Raw genomic sequence first — 24,937 nt, 5'->3', positions numbered from 1 at the left:
TTACAGTTGCGCTAGTCAACATTGAGTGAATGTTCGATCTAACCATCGTATCACTCAACATCCTTTAATTAAGCTTCTTCGCTCGCTTCGTTATCTTCATTTTTTGCTTCAACTAATTTCGCTTCATCAACTAATAAATCAATTACTTTTTTCACACGTACATCATTTTTAACGATGTCAGTATTACCTAAAGTGTTTTTGATATCTTCTACTGAAATGTTGAATTGTTCACTCATATTTTGTAACTCTTTATCAACATCTTCTTCAGAAACTTCGATATTTTCAGCTTCAGCGATTGCTGCTAAAGTTAAGTTAGTTTTTACACGTTGTTCTGCGTCGTCTTTCATTTGACCACGTAAGTCTTCTTCAGATTGACCAGAAATTTGGAAATAAGTTTCTAGGTTAAGACCTTGTTGTTGTAAACGTTGCGCAAATTCTTGAACCATACGATCTTCTTCTGTTTTAATCATTGCTTCAGGAATATCAACTGTAGCATTGTCAGTTGCTAATGTAATTGCTTCTTCCTTTTGTAAGTTTTCAGCATCAGTTTGTTTTTGTTCAGTTAATTGCTTACGTAAGTTTTCTTTGTATTGTTCAACGTTATCAGCTTCAGAATCAAGTTCATTTGCTAATTCATCGTCTAACTCAGGAACTTCTTTTGTTTTGATTTCATTAATTTTTGTTTTAAATGTAGCTGGTTTACCCGCTAATTCTTCTGCGTGATATTCTTCAGGGAATGTCACTTCAACTTCTTTTTCTTCTCCAACTTTCAAACCAACAAGTTGTTCTTCGAAACCTGGGATAAACATACCTGAACCGATTTCTAAGTCGTAGCCATCAGCTTGGCCACCTTCGAATTGTTCACCATCTACATAACCATCAAAGTCTAAGTTAACTGTATCGCCTTCTTCAACTTGACCGTCTTCTTTAATAACCATATCAGCCATAGCTTCTAAGCGTTGTTCAATAGTTTGTTCAAGCTCTTCGTCAGTTAATTCAGTTGCTTGTTTTGTGATTTCTAATCCTTTGTAATCACCTAATTGTACTTCAGGTTCTACTGTTACAGTAGCATCAAAAGTAAATGGTTTACCTTTTTCAATTTGTGTTACTTCAATTTCAGGTTGATCAACTGGATTGATATCTGCTTCTACTACAGCCTCACTGTAAGCTTTTGGTAATAAGATATCTACTGCATCTTGATAAAGCGCTTCTACACCAAAACGTTGTTCGAAAATTTGGCGTGGTACTTTACCTTTACGGAAACCAGGTACATTGATTTGCTTAACTACTTTTTTGAACGCTTGATCTAACGCTTTATCTACTTCTTCTGCAGGTACAGTTACTTGTAGTAACCCTTGATTACCTTCTTTTTTTTCCCAAGTTGCTGTCATGTATAAAAACCTCCATGATTTTTCATTTTTAAAATTTTTCAACTTCTTTATTATAGCATAGGTTGTCAGTGTTTGAAATAATGATACCTATGTATTTAATGATTTTATCAAGTTAAATATTCCAGTTATCGCGCCTTCTGTTTCATATTCGAAACCCATTAGCGCTTTAAAATAGTTCATATAGCCCTCAACCCATGTATCTAAGGATGCCTTTTCCAAAATATCAAACGGATATAACGCGATATTATGCGTATGAAGGTGAACATAGGCCTCATGAACAAAGGATGGCATTTCTGATTCTAAACGATGTATAATGCGTGGTAAAAGTTCGGTTTTGAATGTCGTTTGTTCAATGCCACTGAGTTCACTTGGCTTTATTTCCAAATTGCAAAATGGCTTTTCCACTTGGACGCATTGATTGTAACGAGCAAAACGTAAATATTCAAGCATTAAACTTTGTATATTCATTTGCAAGATTTCATTTTGCAAGAGATAGGCAATCGTTGACCGAAATTGATACGCGCTATCATCGATTAAACTTAAAAGCAGCTGTGTTTGTTCACTTTGATCCAAATAAGTAAAATTTTGTAAACGGTGTGCCATATAATCTTGTCGTTCGTCTAATTTGGATTGTGCTTGATCTTTGATCGGTAGCAAAATTAGTCTTGTCTCATGTTCGCGTACTTCATCAATCACTTGTGTAATCATCTCGACCACTGAATGATAATGTCCTAATGCAAATAAACTTTTAATGTAATAAACCATCAACGTGTCATAAGGCTGAAAACCTTGCACCATTAAAATGTTAGATTCTTCTTTTAGCTCTAAGTAAGACTCTAGATGCCAAAGCACTTCACACTTCTTTAAAGCAAGCTCTGGCGTCAACTCAAAATGGCGTTCATATGCATTAAAGGCATCATAGGCACGTTCGTATTGTGCTTGCTTCATTGTCTCATCGATATCCTTCATAAGTTTGTTCTTCATTTTTGGAAAAGGAATAATGTCAGACATTGCATTCACCTATTTCATTTTTTCTAAAATCAGTGCACTCCACGATTCAAATATAGATAAATCTTGAATGTTCTCTAGTGATTGCCATTCTATTTTTAAAGTGTCTGTTTCTTGCACTTCTACTTCTTCTTGCTTTACATTCACTTTAAAAACAACACCTAAATGTACACGGCCAACTTCATTATTATCATCATTAATAAAACCGATAAAGTTAAGCGCCTTACTATCATCAACGGTTAAACCAACTTCTTCTTCAAGCTCACGGCTCGCATTGATTTTAATGACTTCCTCGATATTCTGAGCATTAGGAACATCGTTCATATGTCCACCAACACCAATTGAAGCACTCCCATGTAAACGTGCTTCTCCGCCGCCTTCTAATCTTTCATAAACTAAAATTTCACCGTTTTCATTTTCTAATAAACAATAACTAATTAATTGCTTGAATGAAGGATCTTCTTCCATATCACCGCGTCTTTTCACTTCATAATCGGCTAGCGTTTGATAAATAGACTGACCTTTGTTATCCGTACGAGGTAGAAAACCGTTAAAGGCATTTTCTTCATTATTAAATAGTCGCATACGTGGCACAACAGTAATTTGCTCATCAAATTTTGACATGGTTAACTCCTTTATGTTTTTTATATATCGTAACAAAATTTATAAAAAATGGTAAAGCCTTAAATAAAAAGACTCTCTTCAAAGTGGTTACTTAAGCAGTATCTACTTTGAAGAGAGTTTGCGATTTAGACGCTAACGCTTCTAAATATAATTATTTTAAAGCTGCTTTAGCTTGGTTGACTAATTCAGCAAATGCTTTTTCGTCAGAAATTGCGATTTCTGATAACATTTTACGGTTAATATCGATACCCGCTTGTTTTAAACCGTTCATTAAACGAGAGTAACTCATATCATGTTGACGTGCAGCAGCATTGATACGTGTAATCCATAATTTACGGAAATCACGTTTTCTTTGACGACGGTCACGGAATGCATATTGACCTGATTTCATAACTTGTTGTTTTGCAACTTTATATAATGTGCTTTTCGCACCGAAGTAACCTTTAGCTAATTTGATTGTCTTTTTACGACGCGCTCTTGTTACCGTTCCACCTTTAACACGTGGCATAATAAATTCCTCCTTTTGTCTCTAGGGTATGCTCTGTCATACCTCATCTCAATCTTTTATTCTTTATTAAATATTATTTTACGTATGTTAATAATTGTTTAACGCGTTTTGCATCACTTTTTGAAACTAAAGAAGCTTTACGCAATTTACGTTTTTGCTTTGTAGATTTGTTTGCGAATAAGTGAGACGTATAAGCTCTAGAACGTTTAAGTTGACCAGATCCTGTTCTTTTTACACGTTTCGCAGCTCCGCGGTGGGTTTTCATTTTAGGCATGATGTTTTCCTCCTATAATCACTTTTTATTTTTCATTAATTGGGGCTAACATAAGGAACATTTGGCGACCTTCCATTTTAGGCTTTTGCTCTATTGTAGCAAGGTCTTTACACGCTTCAGCATATTTTTCCAAAACGCGTTGGCCAATTTCTTTATGTGTAATTGCACGCCCTCTGAAACGAATTGAAACTTTAACTTTATCACCTTTAGTTAAAAATTTACGTCCGTTTTTAAGCTTCGTATTGAAATCATGATCTTCAATAGTCGGGCTAAGACGTATTTCTTTAACATTGATGACTTTTTGTTTCTTTTTCATTTCTTTTTCTTTTTTTTGTTGCTCAAATTTGTATTTACCGTAATCCATAATACGAGCAACAGGTGGCTTAGCGTTTGGAGCGACAATTACGACATCTAAACCAAGTCGGTCTGCCATCTCCAATGCTTCATTTTTAGATTTTACACCAATTTGGTCACCATTTTGACCGATGACACGTAATTCTTTTGCGCGAATCTTCTCATTAACTTGCGTTTGATCCTTAGCTATGGTTGACACCTCCAAAAAATTTACGAATGGTCCAAGCACGAAAAAAAGCGAGGGTGCGTTACCCCCGCTCTTCACGTTAACATGAACATACTTCACATGTTTAATCGTTAACCTGCCAACAGCTTTTTGCGTCGCCACAGGTGAGAAGCGGGAAGCTTCTACTTGGTCCGTTTCGTATTCAACAGATACAATCATACCAACGTATTAAACTTTAGTCAATGTTTTTTTGGAAGTTTTTTTCAATTGTTTCAACATTTTTATCTAAGTTAACTTCTTTTACTGGAATCAGTTTCGTTTTATATTTCAGTTTATGATAAAAGAAAAAGATTAAAAATACTGGAATACCCATATACGTAATTAAGAAACGATTGAGATCAAAGCCGCCACCTTGGATTAAATCAACGTCCTGTCCAATAATGACAATGGTGCAAAGCACACCAGCAAGAATTGGGCCAAATGGGTATAACTTCGCTTTATATTTTAATTGATCAATATCATAGTTTTGTGCGTGAAAAGCTTTTCTAAACCGATAATGACTGATTGCAATACCGACCCATGCAATAAAACCTGTTAAACCACTGGCAGCAACGATATATTCATAAGCGTTACCGCTAAGATGTTGAACTGTAAAGATTAAAATAACGATAGCAGCAGTAGAAAGCATAGAAATTATTGGCGTCCCATTCTTGTTCGTTTTACTAAACACTTTTGAAGCTAAACCATCTTTCCCCATTGAATAGAGCATACGCGTACTTGCATACATACCGGAATTTCCTGCAGATAATACTGACGTTAAAATGACAGCATTCATAAATGAAGCAGCGAAGGCTAAACCAGCATTTTTGAACACAAGCGTAAACGGTGAAGTTGCTATATCATCTCCACCACCCATAAGTGCTGAAGAGTTATAAGGGATTAACATACCGATAATGAAAATGGCAAAAATGTAAAATAATAATATTCTCCAAAAAACTTGTTTAACCGCTTTTGGTACTGCACGTTCTGGATTTTCAGATTCACCTGCTGTAATCCCAATTAATTCTGTCCCTTGGAAAGAGAAACCTGCAATTAAAAATACACCAAAAATAGCGAGCAAGCTTCCGCCTACACCATTACCTAATAACGGCGCATCACCTTGAGTAAATGTGTCAAACCCAACGGCTTTACCGCCCATAATACCAAAGATAGTCAGTACACCTACGATAATGAAAATAATGACAGTTGCGACTTTAATAAATGCAAACCAATACTCACTTTCGCCATAAACTCGCACAGACAAAGCATTAAGTCCAAATATAATGACCATAAAAATGCAGCTCCATGTCCACGCAGGTAAAAATTGTAAAGGCGCCCAGTACTGAATGACTTGTGCAGCAATAGTGACATCAGCAGCAACAGTGATAACCCAGTTGAACCAATAGTTCCATCCTAAAGCAAAGCCTAAAGAAGGATCAACAAATCGTGTTGCATAGGTACTAAATGATCCTGAAACTGGTAAATACGTCGCCATTTCTCCAAGTGAAGTCATCAAGAAAAACACCATAATCCCAATAATGGAATAACCGAGCAAAGCCCCTAAAGGCCCTGCATCATGAATGGCGCCACCAGATGTCATAAACAAACCCGTCCCAATCGCTCCACCTATAGCAATCATAGAAATATGTCGATCTTTCAAATGACGCTGAACTGTATTTTGATTTTCAATTTTTTCGTTACTCATTTTCCTAATCCTTTCCCAATTGCTTAGAGGTTTAGACAAATCTTGTGTCGCTAGATGAATTACGCAAATTAAAACGACCTTAATAGAAACGAAAACAGAGATTGCATCAAAAACCGGACGCAACCTCTGTTAATTTTATATTAATAGGTAGCGCATCACTGTTGTGACAGTCTAGTTCCTTTCGAATACTAGCCCAACAAGAAGTGTTGATGACCACTTCTCATTTCGGCGACTTTCCCTTTCATCTTATGGTGTCAGTATCATCAATACAAACCAAGGATTACTCTTTAAAATCGCGCCTCTAACTCAATCAAATAATATTTATATTTAGATTATACTATACATCAGTCTTCATGTAGTAGCAATAATTATCTCTGTTTTTTTAATCGAATTTCGTCAATCAATTCCCACACAAATGTATCTTTTTCAACTGTTTTTTGATCTTTAGATCCATATTGACGAACATTAACTTCATTGTTTTCGATTTCCTTATCTCCAACTACTAATTGATAAGGAATTTTTTTCATTTGCGCCTCTCTTATTTTATAACCCATTTTCTCATTACGATCGTCGATATGCACACGCACACCTTGAGATTTTAACTCATCATGAACTTGACGGGCGTAATCATAATGTAAATCGTTATTAACAGGAATAATCTCAACTTGTTGTGGTGCTAACCAAGTCGGGAATGCTCCTTTTGTTTCTTCAGTTAAAAAGGCAACAAAACGTTCCATTGTTGAAACGACACCACGATGAATAACTACAGGTTGATGCTGTTCTCCATCTTGCCCAATGTAAGTTAATTCAAATCGTTTTGGCAATAAGAAGTCAAGTTGTGCTGTTGATAATGTTTCCTCTTTACCCATTGCTGTTTTAACTTGAACATCAAGTTTTGGACCATAAAATGCCGCTTCACCTAACGCTTCTTCATATGGCAATCCTAGTTCATCGACAGCTTCTTTCAACATTTTTTCCGCTCTGTTCCACATATCGTCATCATCGAAATATTTTTCTTTGTCTTCTGGATCACGATAACTCAAACGGAATTTATAATCCTCAAAGCCAAAATCTTCATAAACATCTAAAATCATTTTTACAACACGTTTGAATTCATCTTTAATTTGATCAGGTCTTACAAAGATATGTGCGTCGTTTAAAGTCATGCCTCGAACACGTTGGAGTCCTGACACGGCACCACTTGCTTCATAACGATGCATTGTACCTAACTCAGCGATACGAATAGGCAATTCACGATACGAGTGCGGTTTGTTAGCGTAAATCATCATATGATGAGGACAGTTCATAGGTCTTAATACCATCGCTTCGTCTGCATCAAGTTGCATTGTTGGGAACATATCTTCTTGATAATGATCCCAATGGCCTGAAGTTTTATAAAGATCAACATTCGCCATCACAGGTGTGTAAACGTGGTCATACCCAAGACTTACTTCTTTATCAACAATATAACGTTCGATTTCACGACGAATTGTTGCGCCATTCGGTAACCATAGCGGTAAACCTGCACCTACAAGCGGACTATTAGTAAACAATTCCATTTCTTTACCAATACGTCTGTGATCACGTTCTTTTCGTTCTTCTAGCATTTTCAAGTGTGCTTTCAAGTCTTTTTTATCAAAAAATGCTGTACCGTAAATACGTTGTAACATTTTATTATTACTATCACCACGCCAATAAGCGCCAGCAGTTGATAAAAGTTTGAAAGCTTTAATTTTTGATGTTGAAGGAACATGGACACCTCGACAAAGATCAGTGAACTCACCTTGACTGTAAAGTGTTACGGGCTCATCTTCTGGAATGGCTTCTATTAATTCCAATTTGTACGGGTCGTTCGCAAAAAATGCTTTAGCTTCATCTCGTGAAACAACACGGCGTTCGATTTTTTGATTTTCATTAATGATTTGATTCATTGTTTTTTCAATTTTTTCAAAGTCATCACTCGAAACTTTTTCTTCCATATCAAAGTCATAATAAAAGCCTTCATTGATTACAGGACCGACACCAAATTTAACGTCGCCGTATAAACGTTTTAAAGCTTGTGCCATCAAATGCGCTGTAGAATGTCTCAGCACTTCCAAAGCTTCTTCACTACCTGGTGTAATGATTTCAAGTGTTCCATCCTCTTCTAATGGACGAGTCAAATCCACCATCTGTTGATTATATTTACCAGCAACCGCTTTTTTTCTTAACCCTGGGCTAATGGATTGTGCAATCTCTTCTGTAGTTGTACCATGTTCGAAAGCTTTCTCACTTCCATCTGGAAAACGTACTTTAATTTCTGACATAATGTTCCTCCTATCATTGATTGTCGTTAAAGTTTTGAAAATAAAAAAGACCCCATCCCAACAAAGGGACGAGGTCTTCGTGTTACCACCCTAATTTGCCATACATATCTCTGCAATGACATCTCTACATAAGATAACGGTCTTGATCCGGGTATTCATTACAAATACCAATCTATAGAGGGAGTAACACAAAGGGTTATGCACTACATTCTCATCGCCAGTAGCTCTCTGTACCATAACTTCCGTTCGTATCGTATCCTCAAACTTTAAAATCAATATTTATTTATCCTTATTATAACGCTAAAATTTATTTTTTCAATGCTTTCTATAATTTTCTCCTTCTAATAAATACGCTTCACTTAAAGTTTTGACACGTTCCATAATACGTTTCGCTTTCATCACATCTGTCCCATTTTTTGTGGTCGCCAAATGATCTTCTAATTCTTGTAAACTCATATTCGAACTGAAAAATGTTGGGAGTTCTTGAATCATTCGATAATGTAAAATAGGACCTAAAACTTCATCACGTACCCAAGGCGTCATATCTTCTGCACCTAAGTCATCTAAAAAAAGAACTCGTGCTTCACGCACTTGTTGAATGCGCTTGGAAGTAGAACCGTCTTTAAAACCATTTTTTAATGTACGTATAAATTCAGGCACATAAATAATCATTGAAGGTACACGGTTATCCTTCAATTCGTTCGCAATTGCACCCAAAATAAAGGATTTCCCTGTGCCGAACTCTCCGTATAGGTATAGTCCTTTCACAGGTCGTTTATCAATCATCGCATCAATCATATCATCCAGCCTCATAGCTAAATCCAAGCGATTACGTCTCGTCATATAAATGTCCTTAATTTTAGCATTGAGTGTATCTGGATGCATATGGAAAGATGTAATCATACTTTTAGCATGTTGCTCTTCGTCATGTCTTATTTTGCATGGACAAGGTTTATAACGAATTTTAATATGTTGGTTTTCTATATAAAGTTCAGGTATATGACCTTTAACAAAGTTTGGGCAGTTCTCGTACGTGTGCGAACCATCATAATGCTTTTGTTGATCTTTATATTCTTGAAGAATATTTAAATCTTCATCAATCATTCTGTTCGTTACTTCTGATTGATGCGCATTCAAAAAAGCTTTTACATCTGGATCATTTAATACTTGTCGTTTAATCTCTTGTATTTTTTGATCAAGGTTTTGATGGTTTCCCATAATACTATTGAAACTTTTCATTAATCTTCACCTGCCCGTCTTTTATTTTTTAGTTTATTAAGAAACGCCTCTCTATCCTTTGCTAACGCTTCTTGATCTTCTTCTTTTTGTTGATATTCTTCTGGATGTGTAATCCAACGTGGCTGTTTTTCTGATGGTGCATGACGGTAGCCACGCTTTTGATTTTGAGCAGTGGATTCATAGCGTTTTTGATTTGCATTATCTTGATTTTTTTGAACTTCCATTGCTTTATCATACGCTGTTCGTGCATCGGTTACACCACTTTTTTTCCAAGTCGATGCAACAGAATAAACATATTTTTCTGGTAAATTATTATCCGTCTTTTGCATCACAAACTGTAATAAAATATTAATAACACCAAAACTAAATCCTTCTCGCCGCATCAATTCCTCTATCATCTCTTTTTGATAGCGTGGCGGTTCAGATCCTCCATAAGATGTTAGCATAACAATCGGACTTGTATGATCCATTAAATCAAACCATTCATCCCAGTTTGACACTTCAACGGCTTCAGTTGACTGTTTTGATTCATCACTTGCGAGTTCAAGATTCTGTGCTTGTAACGCTGGCAATTCTTGCTGATGTTCCATAAGGTAATAGCTTTGTGCCTGTTTTCTTAAGTTTGTAACTGACAATGATTGATCGGCATTGAGTGATTTTAAAATAATTGCTTTCATCACATCCGGTGATAAACGATATAATGTTGCCAATTGGATAATTAAAGATTTCGTTGGCTCTGAAAGAATATTCTTACTTACATAATGAGATTGTAACATGTCAGCTAACAACTCAAAATCAAAGGAAACGTCTGTTAAGTCCAAACCTTCATATTGTTGTTCTTTAAGATTTTCATCTTGTGACACCAATTGATATTTTGGCACTTTAAATACATCTGTAAATTTTTTAGTTACTTCTGTATAACCTGATAGATCTTTAGATGTAGGTATAAACGTTTTTTTAATTTGGTGATAGCGTTGTTGACCAACAACCTCGTAAAAGTATATAGATAACATTGGATCGTTAAAAAAACGCTGTGCTGAAGGAGGTGGCAATAATTCATAAACGAACTGAGTTGTATTCTCAGATTGTTGAACAAAGGTTTTTAATAGTCCAATTCCTTCAAGTAAATCTAAAAACTCTCTAAACTGTCTTAAGCCCATTTTTAATTCTGACATCATTGTATAATGGGTATAACCTTCTTCAAAAGATACACCTTCAAATTGGTTTAAAAATTGATATACGCCAATTGCTTCAGCACCAATTAAAGGTGTGAACAAACGACTTAACACATCGTAATGAACCGCATGAAAATGGAAACGGCGCATGACGACAAATCCGTCGTGTGGACTTAATTGGCTTTGATAAATGAATTGACTCATTATTTATTCACTCCGCTTGTTTTCTTTCAAAATCCCCTGCATTGATTTCAATAACTGATCAACATCTTTAAATTCTCGATAAACGGATGCAAAGCGCACATAAGAAACTTGGTCAACATGCATCAATAAATCCATCACGTGCTCCCCTATTTCCCGCGATGAAATTTCAGCAATACCGGATTCGCGTAATTTCCATTCAACTTGATTCGTAATTTCTTCGAGTTGTTGGAATCGGACGGGACGTTTTTCACATGAACGTACAAGTCCGTTTAAGATTTTCTCTCTGTTAAATTGTTCTCTTGTACCATCTTTTTTCACAACAATGAGCGGACTCATCTCTATATGTTCAAAAGTAGTGAAACGTGTCCCACAATGTTCACATTCACGTCTTCTTCTAATGGCATTCATATCATCTGCATGTCTCGAATCTACAACTCGAGATTGCGTATGATTACATTTTGGACATTTCACGACTTTGTCACCTCTTCATCTTAATTTTGTTTAATTATACTACAAACCTATTTATTTCAAAAGTTACGCCTATTTTAACGCAATTGAATTCGCAATTTTCCTTATTTGCACAAAAAAAGCTGAGACAATTTCAAAATCGTCTCAACCTTTATATTGATTTTAGTTAATATTAATAATTTGTTGTAAGGTGTTCTCAGTCTCATGCCAGCTTATTGACACATCATATTATTATGCGACTTTGACTTTGAGTTGTGATGCGATTTGCTGTAATACATCGACAACTCTTGTGGAATAACCCCATTCGTTATCATACCATGCGAGTACTTTAACTTTTTTATCCCCCATTACAATCGTAGACTCAGCATCAATAATTGCAGAATGCGCATCTGTCGTAAAATCATCCGAAACCAATGGCTCATCAGAAATTGCAACAACTTGATCTAAATCATTCTCTCTAAAAACACGATTAATATCTTCTTTTGTAACTGTATGTTTTAAATCAACAACTAAGTCAACTAAAGATACATTTTTAGTTGGTACACGTAATGCCATACCATGTAATTTGCCCTCTAACTCTGGTAAAACGAGTGATAATGCTTTTGCTGCACCCGTCGAAGTCGGAATAATACTTTCAAAGGCAGCACGTGCGCGTCTTAAATCTTTATGCGGATTGTCCAAGTTATTTTGATCATTTGTCACAGCATGAACCGTTGTCATTAAACCATTTTCAATCCCAAAATGATCATTCAAAATTTTTGCGACAGGTGCTAAACAATTTGTTGTACATGAAGCATTACTGAACACATCATATTGCATGACGTCCAATTCATGATCATTTACACCTTTCACAATTGTCTGCACTTCTCCCCCTTTCGAAGGTCCCGTTAAAATTACTTTTTTCGCCCCTGCTTTGATATGAGCATTCGCTTTGTCACCATGATTAAATTTACCTGTTGCTTCCACTACGATATCAATATCAAGCTCACCCCATGGCAAATTTTCAGGATTACGATCTGAAACGAGTTTAATTTCTTTTCCATCTACTTTAATACCATTTTCAGTTGCTTCAACAGTCTGATTAAAGCGACCGTGTGTTGTATCATATTTAAGAAGATGGGCTATCGTTTCAGGTGGATAACTTGCATTTAAAGCCACTACTTCAACATCTTCTCTATTCAATGCTACTCTTAAAACCATACGGCCAATTCGCCCTAAACCATTAATCGCAATCTTTGTCGTCATGATAAAAGCACTCCTTAATAATGTGTTATACTTATAGAAATTAGTATAGCATATTGAAGTAGATTTGAAACCGTTTTCTTTGATAATTTTTTCTTATTACTTTCAATAAATAACATTTGATGTATGTGTTTTTCACATATCGTTCAAATCGTTTGATGAATTAAAGATGCTCTATAGTGAAGGCCCTATCTCTGAAACATTTTTGTCCATAATTAAATAGCTCCATCTTCAAGATAGTGAGTCACAATTTTATAATAAAAAAGCAACGCACCGTTGTAACACATCGCGCATGCCAAAAATGCTAAATAATGTTTTGACATGCGCTACAACGTGGCGTTGCTGAAAAATCATATTAAGTTGTTATATCGTTTCATTAGAATCATCATCAGCATTTAAATAGCCTTTTTCCGCTAATAGTTGTTCTAAATTTTGTTTTAATTCAAGCTTAGAGCCTAAATTGTCAATAACGACATCGGCCATTCTGCTCTTTTTATCAATGGAAATCTGACTGTATATACGTGCTTTAGCATCATCAATTGATAACTGATTTCTTTCCATTAACCGATCTATTTGAATCGGCTCTGATGCATAGACAAGCCACACTTCGTCAACTGTATCTTCAAGTCCATTTTCATACAATAATGGGATATCCATGATGACATCATGGCCTTCAGCAAGATAATGATCTCGCTCTTTTTGCATCAATTCACGCACAATCGGATGAACGATTTGATTCAGTTGTTTTCTTTTTTCATCATCATAAAAAACTTGTTGTGCAATATAAGCGCGGTCCATTTCGCCATCTTCATTAATGGCTTCTTCGCCGAACTGTTCCTGTATTTGTCGTAAACCTACAGAACCTTTTTCGACAGCTTTTCGAGATGCAAGATCTGCATCAACAATTTTAAATCCATGAACTTCCAATAACGCTGCAACCGTGGATTTGCCTGTTGCAATCCCACCTGTTAATCCAATTACTTTTGGCATAATCTCCCTCTTCCCTATCTTTGGCAAACCGGACAAAAATGTGTATTACGTCCTGCTATAATCACCGTTTCTATTGCCGAGTCACAAGACGTACAGTTTTTCTTCTTATAAACATTTAAATAATCTTGCATTGTTCCTTTTTGTCCATCTGCATGAACATAATCTGAGACGCTTGTCCCACCATTCAAAATACCCATATTAAGCACTTTCACAACACTATCGAATACTTCAGTTTTTTGTGCATCTGATAGCTGATTCACCGTCGTGTTAGGATTCAACTTCGCATCAAATAAAGCTTCACACGCATAAATATTGCCACATCCGGCAATCACACGATGGTCTAAAATAAATGCCTTTATTGCCATCCTTGAATATTTTTTTTCATTACTTTTAGACAGAAAATGTGCTAAAGCCTCATCTTCAAATGGCTCTGGTGCTATTTCTAATAAAGATGGATAATCCATTAATGCTTCAACATTTCTAATTTCACCAAAACGACGAATATCACTATACACTAGTTTCATACCATTTTCTAAGTGAAAGACCACTTGCCAATGTTTTCGATAGTTTAATATCGGTATATCATCGATTTCATTTACGATAAAAAATCCACCAGCCATGCCTAGATGAGATATTAACATACGTTCTAATTGTTCATGTTGAATCTCAAATAAAATATATTTACTTCGGCGTTGAATATTTGTAATCGTATAGTTCACTGTATATCGTTTAAAGTCGTCAAGACTTATACCTTTTATAATCGTTGCCTTTCCATTTTCTTTTCCTAAAATAACAGGTTGAGAAAAAGACACATCAATAATCTTTTGGTTTAAAGCAAATGGTTTGATTCCTCTTGTGACGTGTTCAACTTCTGGTAATTCTGGCATTTTCGAACTGACCTACTTTCTATTTAGCATCATACCATGTACACCCATAATCTGATTCTACACTTAACGGAACATCCAATTCTAACGCATTTGCCATAATATCTTCAACAAATTTGCTAAATGCTTGCACTTCATCTTTCGGAACTTCAAAAATAAGCTCATCATGCACTTGTAATAATAGTTTGGCATTAAATTCAGTTTCACGAACTTTTTTATCAAAATTAACCATGGCTAATTTAATAATATCTGCTGCACTACCTTGAATTGGAGAGTTCATCGCAGTTCGTTCCGCAAAACCTCGCTTATTAAAGTTTCGACTCGTAATATCCGGAATATATCTTCTACGCTTTAGAAGCGTTTCTACATAACCGTTTTGTTTCGCATCTTGAACAATATTATCCATATAGTCTTTCACGCCAGGAAAATGGTTCAAATAATCATCGATAAATCGTTGCGCTTCTTTTCGGCTAATACCCAAATTTTGACTTAAGCCGTAATCGCTAATGCCATAAACGATTCCAAAATTAACAGCTTTCGCTTGTCTTCTCATCATTGACGTTACTTGATCTGCATCAACATTAAACACTTTCATCGCTGTCGTCATGTGAACATCTTCTTCGTCGATAAATGCTTTTTGTAAAGTCGGATCTCCTGTAATATGCGCTAAAACGCGTAATTCAATTTGAGAATAATCCGCAGCTAAAATAACGTAATCATCGTGGCTTGATTTAAACGCTTTACGTATTTTGCGACCTTCTTCCAAGCGAATTGGAATATTTTGCAAGTTTGGATCGACGGAAGACAGTCGCCCTGTCTGTGCAAGTGTTTGATTAAAGCGCGTATGAATTCGTTGATCATCCCAAATTACTTTTTGTAAACCTTCGACGTATGTCGACTGTAATTTAGAAAGTGTGCGGTAAGTTAAAATATATTCAATAATCGGATGCTCACCCTGAAGCTTTTCAAGAACATCCACCGCTGTGGAATAACCTGTCTTCGTTTTTTTAATAATCGGTAACTTTAATTTTTCAAATAAAATGACACCTAACTGTTTTGGTGAATTAATATTAAAGGGCTCTCCCGCTAGGTCGTGAATCGCTTGAATCAAATCATCCAGTTGTGCTTGTAAATCTTGTTCCATATTTTTTAAAGTCTCGACATCTGTATAAATCCCTACTGCTTCCATTTCACTTAATATTGAAGCGAGTGGTAGTTCAATTTCAGATAACAGCGCTGTTTGTTGATGAGCCTCTAAAATTTCCATCATTTGAGGTTGTACTTCATGAATTGCATCTAAAATAGAAGCAATATGTGCGTACAAAATTTCATCTTTTGGTACGTGATAAGATTTTCCTTTACCGTAAATGGCAATATCGTCTTTTACATAAGTACGTTTAAAATGAGATACAACTGAAGCAATGTCATCTATCGTTCTAGAAGGATCAATGATATAGCTTGCAAGCATCACATCAAAGCGAATATTTTGAATTGCAATCTCATTTCGTTTCATTGCGATATATGTTTTTTTCGCATCATAGACCCATTTCTCGGTCTCTTTATCTTCTAACCATTGGACTAAATCTGAATGCGCTTTTAACTGATTAAATGGGATGACGATATAATTTTGTCCATCGAACAAACCAAATGTGAGTAAATCATCTTTTAAGTAATTAGGTCCTGCAACCTCAACATGGATAGCTGCTTCTTTTAATTGAGTCAAATCTAATTTTGAAATATCTTGTGTGACTTTAAATTCTTTTGCCGGAGCCTCTTGAATTGTTTCAATATCGATTTCTTCTAATAGTTGTCGAAATTCTAGTGTTTTAAATAGTGACACTTTTTCTGATTCATCGATTTCTTGTGGTCGTTTAACATCGTTTAATGTCACTGTAATCGGGCTTTCACAATTGATAGTTGCTAATTGCTTACTCATTAATGCATCTTCACGACTGTTTTCAAGTTTTTCTTTTAACTTTTTACCAGTCACGTCATCAAGATGCGCATAAACACCTTCAACGGTTTCAAATTGATTTAAAAGCTTGATTGCTGTTTTTTCACCTACACCAGCAACACCAGGAATATTATCTGATGTATCTCCCATCAATCCTTTTAAATCTATAATTTGCTTAGGCGTTAATCCATTATATTTTTCTGAGATAAAGTCCGGTGTATAGTGATCGACATCCGTAACCCCTTTTTTTGTATAGTAAATTGTGACATTATCTGTCGCTAATTGAGTCAAATCGCGATCGCCTGTAATAATAATGGTTTGCATACCTGCTTCATCAGCAGCTTGACTCAAGGTACCGATAATATCATCAGCCTCATAATTTTCTAACTCGTATCGCTTGATTTGATAAGCATCTAGCAGTTGACGAATATAAGGTAACTGTTCACTAAGCTCAGGCGGTGTTTTTTGACGGCCTCCTTTATATTCTTTATACGTTTCATGTCTAAATGTCGTTTTTCCAGCATCAAACGCAACTAAAAAGTGAGTCGGTTGTTCTTCTTTTAAAATCTTTTCTAGTAATCGTGCAAAGCCATAGACGGCATTTGTATGAATGCCAGCTTTATTTTTTAATAATGGCAAGGCATAAAATGCTCTAAAACTTAGACTATTACCATCTATTAATATGAGTTTATCCACGCAATTCCCTCCATTATCGTTTGTCCTTATTTTATCATATTCAGGCATAGAGGTGTCATCTAACTCTTTTATCAGCATACACCACTTTTGATTAAAAAATAGGCTGTTGTGATGATCACATTATCAATCAATACATAAAAAGAATGAGCGATGATAATTAAGATTTCTTTAAACCCTCCATTTGGGGCATTTATGAAATCTAATTGCCACTGTAACGTCAAAATTTAGCTTTGCTGTTTTCATTACAGTTTCATCGTCTCATTCTCTTGTGATGCGCTGTCTCTATTTTAATATTACTCAGGCAATACAACTTTAAATTTTGAGCCTTTACCTAATTCTGACTCTACTTCAATACTTCCTTGATAGGATTCAACAATGTGCTTAGTAATCGATAGCCCTAAACCTGTGCCACCGGACTCTCGACTTCGCGCTTTATCCACCCGATAAAATCTTTCGAAAATACGGTATTTTTCTTGTTCATCAATTCCAATACCTTGGTCAATGACTTCGATAACAGGATGCATGTCATCTCGATAGACTAATAATCTCACAGTACTGTCTTTTGGAGAATAATTGACGGCATTTGTCATTAAATTTACAATCACTTGCGAAATTTTACCTTCATCTGCCATCGCAAAAATATGTGGTTCAATTTCATCAACTAAGCGTATCGATTTTTCATTGGCAATATGCTCTATTACAGAAAAAGAAGATTTTGCGACTTCAGAAAGATCAATCCGATGTTTTTCAACCGTCGTATTTTGCTCAATTTTAGACAAATCAAGTAAATCTTCTACTAAAGATTGAATTCGATTTGACTCTTTCAAAATAATATTGAGAAACATATCTAAAGATGCTTCATCATTTTTCGCACCTTCAATCAATGTCTCTGTAAAACCTTTCATAGACGTGATCGGTGTTTTGAGTTCATGAGATACATTGGCTACGAAGTCTCTTCTTAAATTTTCAAGTTTCTTGAGCTGCGTAATATCATGAAGTACAATAACCATCCCTTGTAAATGTTTTTTTGTTCGAGACAATATAGGCACACACGAAGTATCGAAAAATTTTTGATGAATATGATTGATTAAGATTTCAACTTGTTCATATACCGCTTTTTCAGTTCGAAAACCTTCTACAACGAGTTTTTTCAATGTTGGATGTAGATATTTCTCATAATTTTGATTTTCAACATTATGTGACTCGTTAAAAATCGTATAGTAAGTTTGATTGGCTACCACAATTTTCCCACTTTTATCTATCATCAAAACTGCACTTGGGATATTCTCGAGTGTCGTGACTAAACGATTGCGTTGAATCTTTTGTTCGCTATTCAGTTGTTCCAATCTTCGTGCTAAAACATTAATCGTTACATAAAGCTCTCTCATTTCTTTAACACTACTCTCAGGAACTCTCACTCGATAGTTACCGTCAGTGAGAAGTGAGGCAGCATAAGAGACTTCATTTATCGGTTGGATATATGTTCGGTTGATATAACGCACTGTAAAAAAGATAAGTGCGATGATAAACATACCAACTAAAATTAAATACTTCCAAAATTGTAATTGCAATTCGTAAACCATGTCAAAAGAGCCATTAATCAATAACGTCGTATCATCTTTACGATAACCAAACCAATATTTTTTTGTTTTAGCATCCAATTCATATGCATTATTGTCACTTTTTAATTGTTGTAAAACTTGTTTTTCTTTTTGTGAATCTATTTTATCGTGATTCGTCTTGAATTCCGTTCTTTGCCCTTTTTCAATAATAAGCATGTTCGTATCATAAATACGTGCAAGTTCTTGGATACGTTGGGGGTTATTTTCTTTATTTAAAGTGATAATTTGTTTCGCTTCTTTTATTAAAGACTTTTTCTCATACTCTACTGACTTTAAATAAATGCTATTATGCACGATAAATCCTAATAAAAGAAAACTTACAACAGTGATCGTTGTAAGTATAATTAAAAGCTTGTGATAAAATTTTATCATTTATTTTGGTCGCTCCAATTTATACCCTAAACCACGTACTGTTTTAATCAACTGGGGCTGTTTCGGATTCTCTTCAAGCTTATCTCGTAAATGACTAATATGGACATCAACAATTCTAGAATCACCCGCAAATTCATAATTCCAAACTGAATTCAGCATATGTTCACGTGTAATGACACGGCCTTGTCGTTCGACTAAATATAATAATAATTCAAATTCTTTAGGTGTTAATTCTAGTAATGTATCGTTACGATAAACTTCAAAAAAGTCTGGACGAATTCTAATATTGCCAATTACAATATCTTCATCCTCGTCTTCATTCTTTACAGAATCAACGACAGATGAACGACGCAAAATCGCTTTGACACGTGCGACAACTTCTCTTGGTGAAAATGGTTTGGTCATATAATCATCTGCACCTAATTCAAGACCAAGCACACGATCAAATTCGTCATCTTTTGCAGTTAACATTAAAATGGGAACTTGATTTTTATCTGATCGAATCGTTTTGCAGACTTCTATACCATCTTTTTTTGGTAACATGACATCTAAAACAATTAAATCGGGCTTTGTTTCTTTTTCTTTTTGCAATGCTTCCTCACCATCTTGGGCAATCTCAACTACATACCCCGCTTGCTCAAGATTATATTTTAATAATGTTACGATTGATTGTTCATCATCAACGACAAGCACTCTTTGAGCCATACATCTACCTCCTTATGATATTAATTTCATTATAACTTAAAATGAACTCAAAAATAATATATAGTTAAGTAACTTTACAATAACTTAATGTAACGTTAATAATTTCAATATAAAAGCGGTTAGTTATACATGGATACATTAAATAGAACTTTTTACACTTTACAATAAGCGCGATTAATGAAACTTACTTTCGCTATACAAATACTTTAGGTAAATAATAATGATGGCATTGAAACGAAATAGAGCGTCTCACTAAAGGTTGAATTCGAGTCACTAAAAAAGGAATCAAACGAGATCTTCATTATTACATTGAAGTCTCGATCTGATTCCCATTGTATATCATCTTATTGATTAAAGATTTTTAATTAATTCGTCTGCAAATTCAGATGTTTTAACTTCAGTTGCACCTTCCATCAAGCGTGCAAAATCATAAGTTACAACTTTAGAAGCAATTGTTTTTTCAACTGCTTGCGTAATCAAATCTGCAGCTTCTTGCCAACCTAAATGTTCTAACATTAATACCCCTGATAATAATACAGAAGAAGGGTTAACTTTATCTAAGTCTGCATATTTTGGCGCTGTTCCGTGCGTTGCTTCGAAAATAGCATGACCAGATTCATAGTTAATGTTTGCGCCTGGTGCAATACCGATACCTCCGACTTGTGCAGCAAGGGCATCAGAAATATAGTCACCATTTAAATTCATTGTTGCCACTACATCATGGTCAGCTGGACGTGTTAAAATTTGTTGTAAGAAAATATCCGCAATGGAGTCTTTAATAATAACTTTACCGTCTTTTTCAGCTTGATCTTGAATACGGTTAGCTTCATCTTTACCTTTTTCATCAACTAAACGGTCATATTGTTGCCAAGTGAAGACTTGATCACCAAACTCTTTCTCTGCTAAATCATATCCCCATTGTTTAAAGGCACCTTCAGTAAATTTCATGATATTCCCTTTATGCACAAGCGTTACAGATTTACGTTGATTGTCTAAAGCGTATTGAATCGCAGCACGTACTAATCGTTCAGTCCCTTCTTTCGATACAGGCTTAATACCAATACCAGAAGTTTCAGGGAAGCGAATATTTTTTGCACCCATTTCATTTTGTAAGAAATCAATTACCTTTTTAACTTCATCTGTACCTTCTTTGAATTCGATGCCTGCATAAATGTCTTCAGTATTTTCACGGAAGATGACCATATCTGTATCTTGTGGTCGTTTCACTGGTGATGGCACACCTTGGAACCAGCGTACTGGACGTAGACATGTAAATAAATCCAATTCTTGGCGTAATGCAACATTCAATGAACGGATACCTCCGCCGATTGGAGTTGTTAAAGGTCCTTTAATCGCTATCAAGTATTCTTTGATTGTATCAAGCGTTTCAGAAGGTAACCATTCACCTGTTTGATCATATGCTTTTTGTCCTGCTAGCACTTCTTTCCATGAAATTGCTTTTTCTCCAGAATATGCTTTTTCAACAGCTGCATCAATAACACGACTCGCTGCTTTCCAAATATCAGGCCCGATACCGTCACCAATAATAAATGGAATGATAGGTTGATTAGGGACTTGTAAACCATTATCCGTTTTTACGATCTTTTCACTCATTGTTATATACCTCCGAATTTTAAATCATCTTAAATGCAATAGGTTTAGCGTTCTTGAATTGGAACATATTTACGATCAACTTCACCCACATAAGTTGCACGTGGACGCATAATTCTATTATCTCTAAGTTGTTCTAAAATATGTGCAGTCCACCCTGAAGTACGACTGACTGCAAAGATAGGTGTAAAGAGATCATGTTCTATCCCCATACTATGATAAACAGTCGCACTATAGAAGTCTACATTAGGGAGTAGGCCTTTTTCTTCTTTCATAATATCAGCAATTTTAACTGACATTTTGTATAGATCACTTTGGCCTGTCTCATCTGTAATTTTACGACTCATTTCTTTTAAATATTTGGCACGTGGATCACCATTTTTATAAACACGATGACCAAATCCCATAATTTTATCTTTGTTTTTAAATGCTTTTTCTAGATAAGGTTCAACATTATCAATAGAGCCGATTTCTGTTAACATCTTCATTACACGTTCATTTGCTCCACCATGTAAAGGCCCTTTAAGTGAACCTACCGCTGCAGTGATACCTGAATACATATCAGATAATGATGATACGGCACATCGTGCTGTGAAAGCAGACGCATTTAATTCATGATCAGCATGTAAAATTAAAGCTTTATTGAAACCTTCAACTTCAACATCTGTCGGTTTTTCACCACGTAACATATATAAAAAGTTTGCTGCATAGCTTAATGATGCATCAGGTTTTACAGGTTGTTTCCCATCTCTTACTCGAGCAAATGATGCAACAAGTGACGCAATTTTTGCTTGAATTCGAATCGCTCTTTCTTGCAATGCTTCTTCCCCATTATCGTCCGCATTTTCATCAAAATGAGCGAGATAAGAAACTGACGTACGTAACGCCGTCATTGGATGTACCTCATCTGTCGTATATTCTTCAAAATGACTGTACATTCTTGGATTTAAAGTCATATACTTAAATAACTTTTCTTTTAATTCAGATAATTCTTGTTCTGTAGGTAATCGATAATTCCACAATAAGAAAACAACCTCTTCGAATTGTGCGTTTTCTGTCAGGTCATCAATATCATAACCTGCATAAGTTAATTGACTGTCAATAATTGAGCTGATTTTAGTTTCAGCAGCGATTACCCCTTCAAGACCTCTCATTAATTCTGCCATATGAATTTCCCCTTTACTTTATATTCGTTCTTTGTAATGGCTTTCATATATTATTATAGCCAATATGAAGCAATTTGTGAACATTTTAAGAACAGTCGTATGTAAAAATAATCTTATTTCAAACTCAGAAATATATATTTCATATTTTTCGAAAACCCTAATATAAAGCGTTTTCTTTTGTCTTTTCATCCGTAATCATTACATCAATGCACGATTATTTGCATTCTTTATCATTCATAATAAAAAGATTTGATGACTTGGATTTATTAAAATTTATCGCTTTAAGTGTAATATCACTTTTTATGTAACTCTTAAACAAAAACAAAAGGACGAAACTACGGTCTAAATTTTATATTTAGATACCCTAGTTTCGCCCCCCACAAACACTCGAAATAATTAATATCGGTTAACGATTTAAAAAATCATCTCGCTGTGTTCCGTTCTTACTTATTGCGAATTCTATTTAATTTTAAAGTACGTTGGCATAACCTTCATAAACTTTACCTTGCGCTGCATCTACCGTTACTAAAATACCACTTGGGATCGTTTTAGCTACATCTTCAACGCCTACTACAGTTGGAATACCTTTTTCTAACCCTAAAATCGCACTTGAAGATGTTAAACCTGCTTCTTCTGTAACGAGCGCGACTGCTTGATCTAAATAAGGCACCATTTTTTCATCAACTGAAGGTGTTACGATAACAGCTTGCTCAAGATTTTGTCCCTCTAATTCTGATGCATCATTCACAACTACTGTTCTTCCAACAGCTGAGTTACGTCCAATACCTTGCCCGTTTGCTAAATCTTCACCGATGAGATGTAATTTCATTAAGTTTGTAGTTCCTGATTCACCAGTCGGTACACCTGCTGTGATGATGATTAAATCACCTTTTTCAACACGTTCTGTTTCAATTGCTGTTGCAACTGCATTATTTAACAACTCATCTGTTGTGTAGTTACCTTCACGTACAACAGGATAAACGCCCCATACAAGCGTACATTGACGTGCTGTTGTTGCGAATGGTGTCACTGCAATAATGTCTGATTTTGGTCTGTATTTTGAAATAGTACGTGCTGTTGTACCACTTTCAGTAGCAGCAACGATTGCGTTTACTTTTAGGTTCAACGCTGTGTGTGCAGCAGAAACACCAATTGCATTTACAAGTGAAGTTTCTACAAGTTTTGTACGATCTGATAAGAGCTTTTTATAATCTTGTGCTTGCTCAGCAGCGTATGCAATGTTATTCATCGCTTTAACTGCTTCTTCTGGATAAGCACCTGCAGCTGTTTCACCAGATAACATAACCGCATCTGTACCATCGTAAATAGCATTGGCAACGTCTGAAGCTTCAGCTCTTGTCGCACGTGGATTGCGTTGCATTGAATCTAACATTTGCGTTGCAGTGATAACAGGTTTACCTAATTTATTACATTTACGAATTAAATCTTTTTGAACAATTGGTACTGTTTCTGGTGGAATTTCAACGCCCATGTCACCTCTGGCTACCATTAAACCATCAGAAACTTCAAGAATTTCATCTATGTTGTCAATACCTTCTTGGTTTTCAATTTTAGGAATAATACTGATTGTATCGTTTTTCACTTCTTCTAAAATTCTACGGATTTCTAAAACGTCACTTGAACGTCTTACGAAACTTGCAGCAATAAAGTCAACATCTTGGTCAATGCCAAAGCGAATGTCCTCTTCATCTTTTTCAGTAATACCTGGCAAGTTCACACTCACGCCTGGTAAGTTCACACCTTTTTTATTTTTAAGCTCACCAGTGTTAAGAACTTTACAGTGTACTTCACCCGCAGCGTGATCAATTGATTCAACTTCTAATTCAATTAATCCGTCATCTAATAAAATAAATGAACCGATTTCAATATCATTAATTAATTCTTCATATGTGACAGAGAACTTTTCCGGTGTACCTTCTACTTCATGCATACTTACTGTAACATGTGACCCTTTTTCTAATGTAATCACACCATTTTTCATATTGTGCGTACGAATCTCAGGCCCTTTCGTATCAAGTAAAATACCAATGTTTTTTTCTAACTTTTTCGCTACTTTACGAATTGAACGGATACGTGCTGCATGCTCATCATGAGAGCCATGAGAAAAGTTTAAACGCGCCACGTTCATGCCGGCTTTCATTAACTTTTCTAACATATCTTCTGATTCTGATGCTGGTCCAATCGTACAAACGATTTTAGTTTTTTTCATTTGG

The 24,937-nt window shown here is 35.4% G+C and carries 20 protein-coding genes, 1 riboswitch and 1 other annotated feature; all 20 genes read right to left on the bottom strand.

Annotated features, from left to right (window positions below; translation table 11 throughout):
• Nucleotides 1-68: 68 nt before the first annotated feature.
• The 20 genes from tig to pyk all read right to left on the bottom strand — a co-directional run bounded on the left by tig (nt 69) and on the right by pyk (nt 24,933).
• The gene (tig, locus tag CD118_RS00245) at nt 69-1,391 is read right to left on the bottom strand and encodes a trigger factor (RefSeq protein WP_050330711.1); all 1,323 of its coding nucleotides are present in this window, start codon (nt 1,389-1,391) and stop codon (nt 69-71) included.
• A gap of 87 nt (nt 1,392-1,478) precedes the next feature.
• Nucleotides 1,479-2,402 (bottom strand): hypothetical protein, encoded by a 924-nt coding sequence (locus CD118_RS00240; protein WP_060829789.1) that lies wholly within the window; start codon nt 2,400-2,402, stop codon nt 1,479-1,481.
• A gap of 9 nt (nt 2,403-2,411) precedes the next feature.
• The gene (locus CD118_RS00235; protein ID WP_060829788.1) at nt 2,412-3,023 is read right to left on the bottom strand and encodes an NUDIX domain-containing protein; all 612 of its coding nucleotides are present in this window, start codon (nt 3,021-3,023) and stop codon (nt 2,412-2,414) included.
• 151 nt (nt 3,024-3,174) lie between these two features.
• Nucleotides 3,175-3,531: a 50S ribosomal protein L20 gene (rplT, locus tag CD118_RS00230; protein WP_016425302.1), complete on the bottom strand. Its 357-nt coding sequence runs from the start codon at nt 3,529-3,531 to the stop codon at nt 3,175-3,177.
• 73 nt (nt 3,532-3,604) lie between these two features.
• The gene (gene rpmI / locus CD118_RS00225; protein WP_016425303.1) at nt 3,605-3,805 is read right to left on the bottom strand and encodes a 50S ribosomal protein L35; all 201 of its coding nucleotides are present in this window, start codon (nt 3,803-3,805) and stop codon (nt 3,605-3,607) included.
• A 25-nt stretch (nt 3,806-3,830) separates the two neighbouring features.
• Nucleotides 3,831-4,358 (bottom strand): translation initiation factor IF-3, encoded by a 528-nt coding sequence (gene infC, locus CD118_RS00220; protein ID WP_081635164.1) that lies wholly within the window; start codon nt 4,356-4,358, stop codon nt 3,831-3,833.
• Between the two features lie 24 nt (nt 4,359-4,382).
• Nucleotides 4,383-4,519: a sequence feature (ribosomal protein L20 leader region), on the bottom strand.
• A 41-nt stretch (nt 4,520-4,560) separates the two neighbouring features.
• Nucleotides 4,561-6,069, bottom strand: coding sequence for an amino acid permease (locus CD118_RS00215; protein ID WP_060829787.1), 1,509 nt, complete (start codon nt 6,067-6,069; stop codon nt 4,561-4,563).
• Nucleotides 6,070-6,209: 140 nt separating this feature from the next.
• A riboswitch (Lysine riboswitch) is annotated at nt 6,210-6,381 on the bottom strand.
• Between the two features lie 56 nt (nt 6,382-6,437).
• Entirely contained in the window at nt 6,438-8,375 is a 1,938-nt protein-coding gene (gene thrS, locus CD118_RS00210) for a threonine--tRNA ligase (RefSeq protein WP_103356057.1), read from the bottom strand.
• Between the two features lie 315 nt (nt 8,376-8,690).
• Nucleotides 8,691-9,614 (bottom strand): primosomal protein DnaI, encoded by a 924-nt coding sequence (gene dnaI / locus CD118_RS00205; RefSeq protein WP_050330706.1) that lies wholly within the window; start codon nt 9,612-9,614, stop codon nt 8,691-8,693.
• Nucleotides 9,614-10,993, bottom strand: a complete 1,380-nt coding sequence (dnaB, locus tag CD118_RS00200; protein WP_103356056.1) for a replicative helicase loading/DNA remodeling protein DnaB — start codon at nt 10,991-10,993, stop codon at nt 9,614-9,616. Before dnaB ends, dnaI begins: the two co-directional genes overlap by 1 nt.
• 3 nt (nt 10,994-10,996) lie before the next feature.
• Nucleotides 10,997-11,464, bottom strand: a complete 468-nt coding sequence (gene nrdR, locus CD118_RS00195; RefSeq protein WP_050330704.1) for a transcriptional regulator NrdR — start codon at nt 11,462-11,464, stop codon at nt 10,997-10,999.
• Between the two features lie 228 nt (nt 11,465-11,692).
• A complete protein-coding gene (locus tag CD118_RS00190) occupies nt 11,693-12,706 on the bottom strand; it encodes a glyceraldehyde-3-phosphate dehydrogenase (protein WP_050345525.1) in 1,014 nt (337 codons plus the stop codon).
• A gap of 360 nt (nt 12,707-13,066) precedes the next feature.
• On the bottom strand, nt 13,067-13,693 hold the full coding sequence (coaE, locus tag CD118_RS00185) for a dephospho-CoA kinase (RefSeq protein WP_103356055.1): 627 nt from the start codon (nt 13,691-13,693) through the stop codon (nt 13,067-13,069).
• Between the two features lie 14 nt (nt 13,694-13,707).
• The gene (mutM, locus tag CD118_RS00180; RefSeq protein WP_060829784.1) at nt 13,708-14,580 is read right to left on the bottom strand and encodes a bifunctional DNA-formamidopyrimidine glycosylase/DNA-(apurinic or apyrimidinic site) lyase; all 873 of its coding nucleotides are present in this window, start codon (nt 14,578-14,580) and stop codon (nt 13,708-13,710) included.
• A 19-nt stretch (nt 14,581-14,599) separates the two neighbouring features.
• Nucleotides 14,600-17,227 carry a DNA polymerase I gene (polA, locus tag CD118_RS00175; RefSeq protein ID WP_103356054.1) on the bottom strand — a complete coding sequence of 876 codons (2,628 nt, stop codon included), beginning with the start codon at nt 17,225-17,227 and terminating at the stop codon, nt 14,600-14,602.
• Between the two features lie 293 nt (nt 17,228-17,520).
• Nucleotides 17,521-19,221, bottom strand: a complete 1,701-nt coding sequence (pnpS, locus tag CD118_RS00170) for a two-component system histidine kinase PnpS (protein ID WP_060829782.1) — start codon at nt 19,219-19,221, stop codon at nt 17,521-17,523.
• Nucleotides 19,222-19,926 carry a response regulator transcription factor gene (locus CD118_RS00165; RefSeq protein ID WP_050330698.1) on the bottom strand — a complete coding sequence of 235 codons (705 nt, stop codon included), beginning with the start codon at nt 19,924-19,926 and terminating at the stop codon, nt 19,222-19,224.
• A gap of 351 nt (nt 19,927-20,277) precedes the next feature.
• Nucleotides 20,278-21,540, bottom strand: a complete 1,263-nt coding sequence (icd, locus tag CD118_RS00160; protein ID WP_050345520.1) for an NADP-dependent isocitrate dehydrogenase — start codon at nt 21,538-21,540, stop codon at nt 20,278-20,280.
• A gap of 44 nt (nt 21,541-21,584) precedes the next feature.
• Complete coding sequence (locus tag CD118_RS00155; protein ID WP_016425317.1) at nt 21,585-22,703, bottom strand: citrate synthase; 1,119 nt, start codon at nt 22,701-22,703, stop codon at nt 21,585-21,587.
• Between the two features lie 469 nt (nt 22,704-23,172).
• The gene (pyk, locus tag CD118_RS00150; protein ID WP_060829781.1) at nt 23,173-24,933 is read right to left on the bottom strand and encodes a pyruvate kinase; all 1,761 of its coding nucleotides are present in this window, start codon (nt 24,931-24,933) and stop codon (nt 23,173-23,175) included.
• Between the last annotated feature and the right edge of the window lie 4 nt (nt 24,934-24,937).

Origin of the sequence: Staphylococcus coagulans (assembly GCF_002901995.1) — a bacterium.
Taxonomy (GTDB): domain Bacteria; phylum Bacillota; class Bacilli; order Staphylococcales; family Staphylococcaceae; genus Staphylococcus; species Staphylococcus coagulans.
This window is presented reverse-complemented; position numbering and strand designations above follow the sequence as displayed.

What these genes read in the sequence shown, in the direction of transcription:
- tig (WP_050330711.1), bottom strand. Translation starts at nt 1,391, where the DNA reads ATGACAGCAACTTGGGAAAAAAAAGAAGGTAATCAAGGGTTACTACAA.
- CD118_RS00240 (WP_060829789.1), bottom strand. Translation starts at nt 2,402, where the DNA reads ATGTCTGACATTATTCCTTTTCCAAAAATGAAGAACAAACTTATGAAG.
- CD118_RS00235 (WP_060829788.1), bottom strand. Translation starts at nt 3,023, where the DNA reads ATGTCAAAATTTGATGAGCAAATTACTGTTGTGCCACGTATGCGACTA.
- rplT (WP_016425302.1), bottom strand. Translation starts at nt 3,531, where the DNA reads ATGCCACGTGTTAAAGGTGGAACGGTAACAAGAGCGCGTCGTAAAAAG.
- rpmI (WP_016425303.1), bottom strand. Translation starts at nt 3,805, where the DNA reads ATGCCTAAAATGAAAACCCACCGCGGAGCTGCGAAACGTGTAAAAAGA.
- CD118_RS00215 (WP_060829787.1), bottom strand. Translation starts at nt 6,069, where the DNA reads ATGAGTAACGAAAAAATTGAAAATCAAAATACAGTTCAGCGTCATTTG.
- thrS (WP_103356057.1), bottom strand. Translation starts at nt 8,375, where the DNA reads ATGTCAGAAATTAAAGTACGTTTTCCAGATGGAAGTGAGAAAGCTTTC.
- dnaI (WP_050330706.1), bottom strand. Translation starts at nt 9,614, where the DNA reads ATGAAAAGTTTCAATAGTATTATGGGAAACCATCAAAACCTTGATCAA.
- dnaB (WP_103356056.1), bottom strand. Translation starts at nt 10,993, where the DNA reads ATGAGTCAATTCATTTATCAAAGCCAATTAAGTCCACACGACGGATTT.
- CD118_RS00190 (WP_050345525.1), bottom strand. Translation starts at nt 12,706, where the DNA reads ATGACGACAAAGATTGCGATTAATGGTTTAGGGCGAATTGGCCGTATG.
- coaE (WP_103356055.1), bottom strand. Translation starts at nt 13,693, where the DNA reads ATGCCAAAAGTAATTGGATTAACAGGTGGGATTGCAACAGGCAAATCC.
- mutM (WP_060829784.1), bottom strand. Translation starts at nt 14,580, where the DNA reads ATGCCAGAATTACCAGAAGTTGAACACGTCACAAGAGGAATCAAACCA.
- pnpS (WP_060829782.1), bottom strand. Translation starts at nt 19,221, where the DNA reads ATGATAAAATTTTATCACAAGCTTTTAATTATACTTACAACGATCACT.
- CD118_RS00165 (WP_050330698.1), bottom strand. Translation starts at nt 19,926, where the DNA reads ATGGCTCAAAGAGTGCTTGTCGTTGATGATGAACAATCAATCGTAACA.
- icd (WP_050345520.1), bottom strand. Translation starts at nt 21,540, where the DNA reads ATGAGTGAAAAGATCGTAAAAACGGATAATGGTTTACAAGTCCCTAAT.
- CD118_RS00155 (WP_016425317.1), bottom strand. Translation starts at nt 22,703, where the DNA reads ATGGCAGAATTAATGAGAGGTCTTGAAGGGGTAATCGCTGCTGAAACT.
- pyk (WP_060829781.1), bottom strand. Translation starts at nt 24,933, where the DNA reads ATGAAAAAAACTAAAATCGTTTGTACGATTGGACCAGCATCAGAATCA.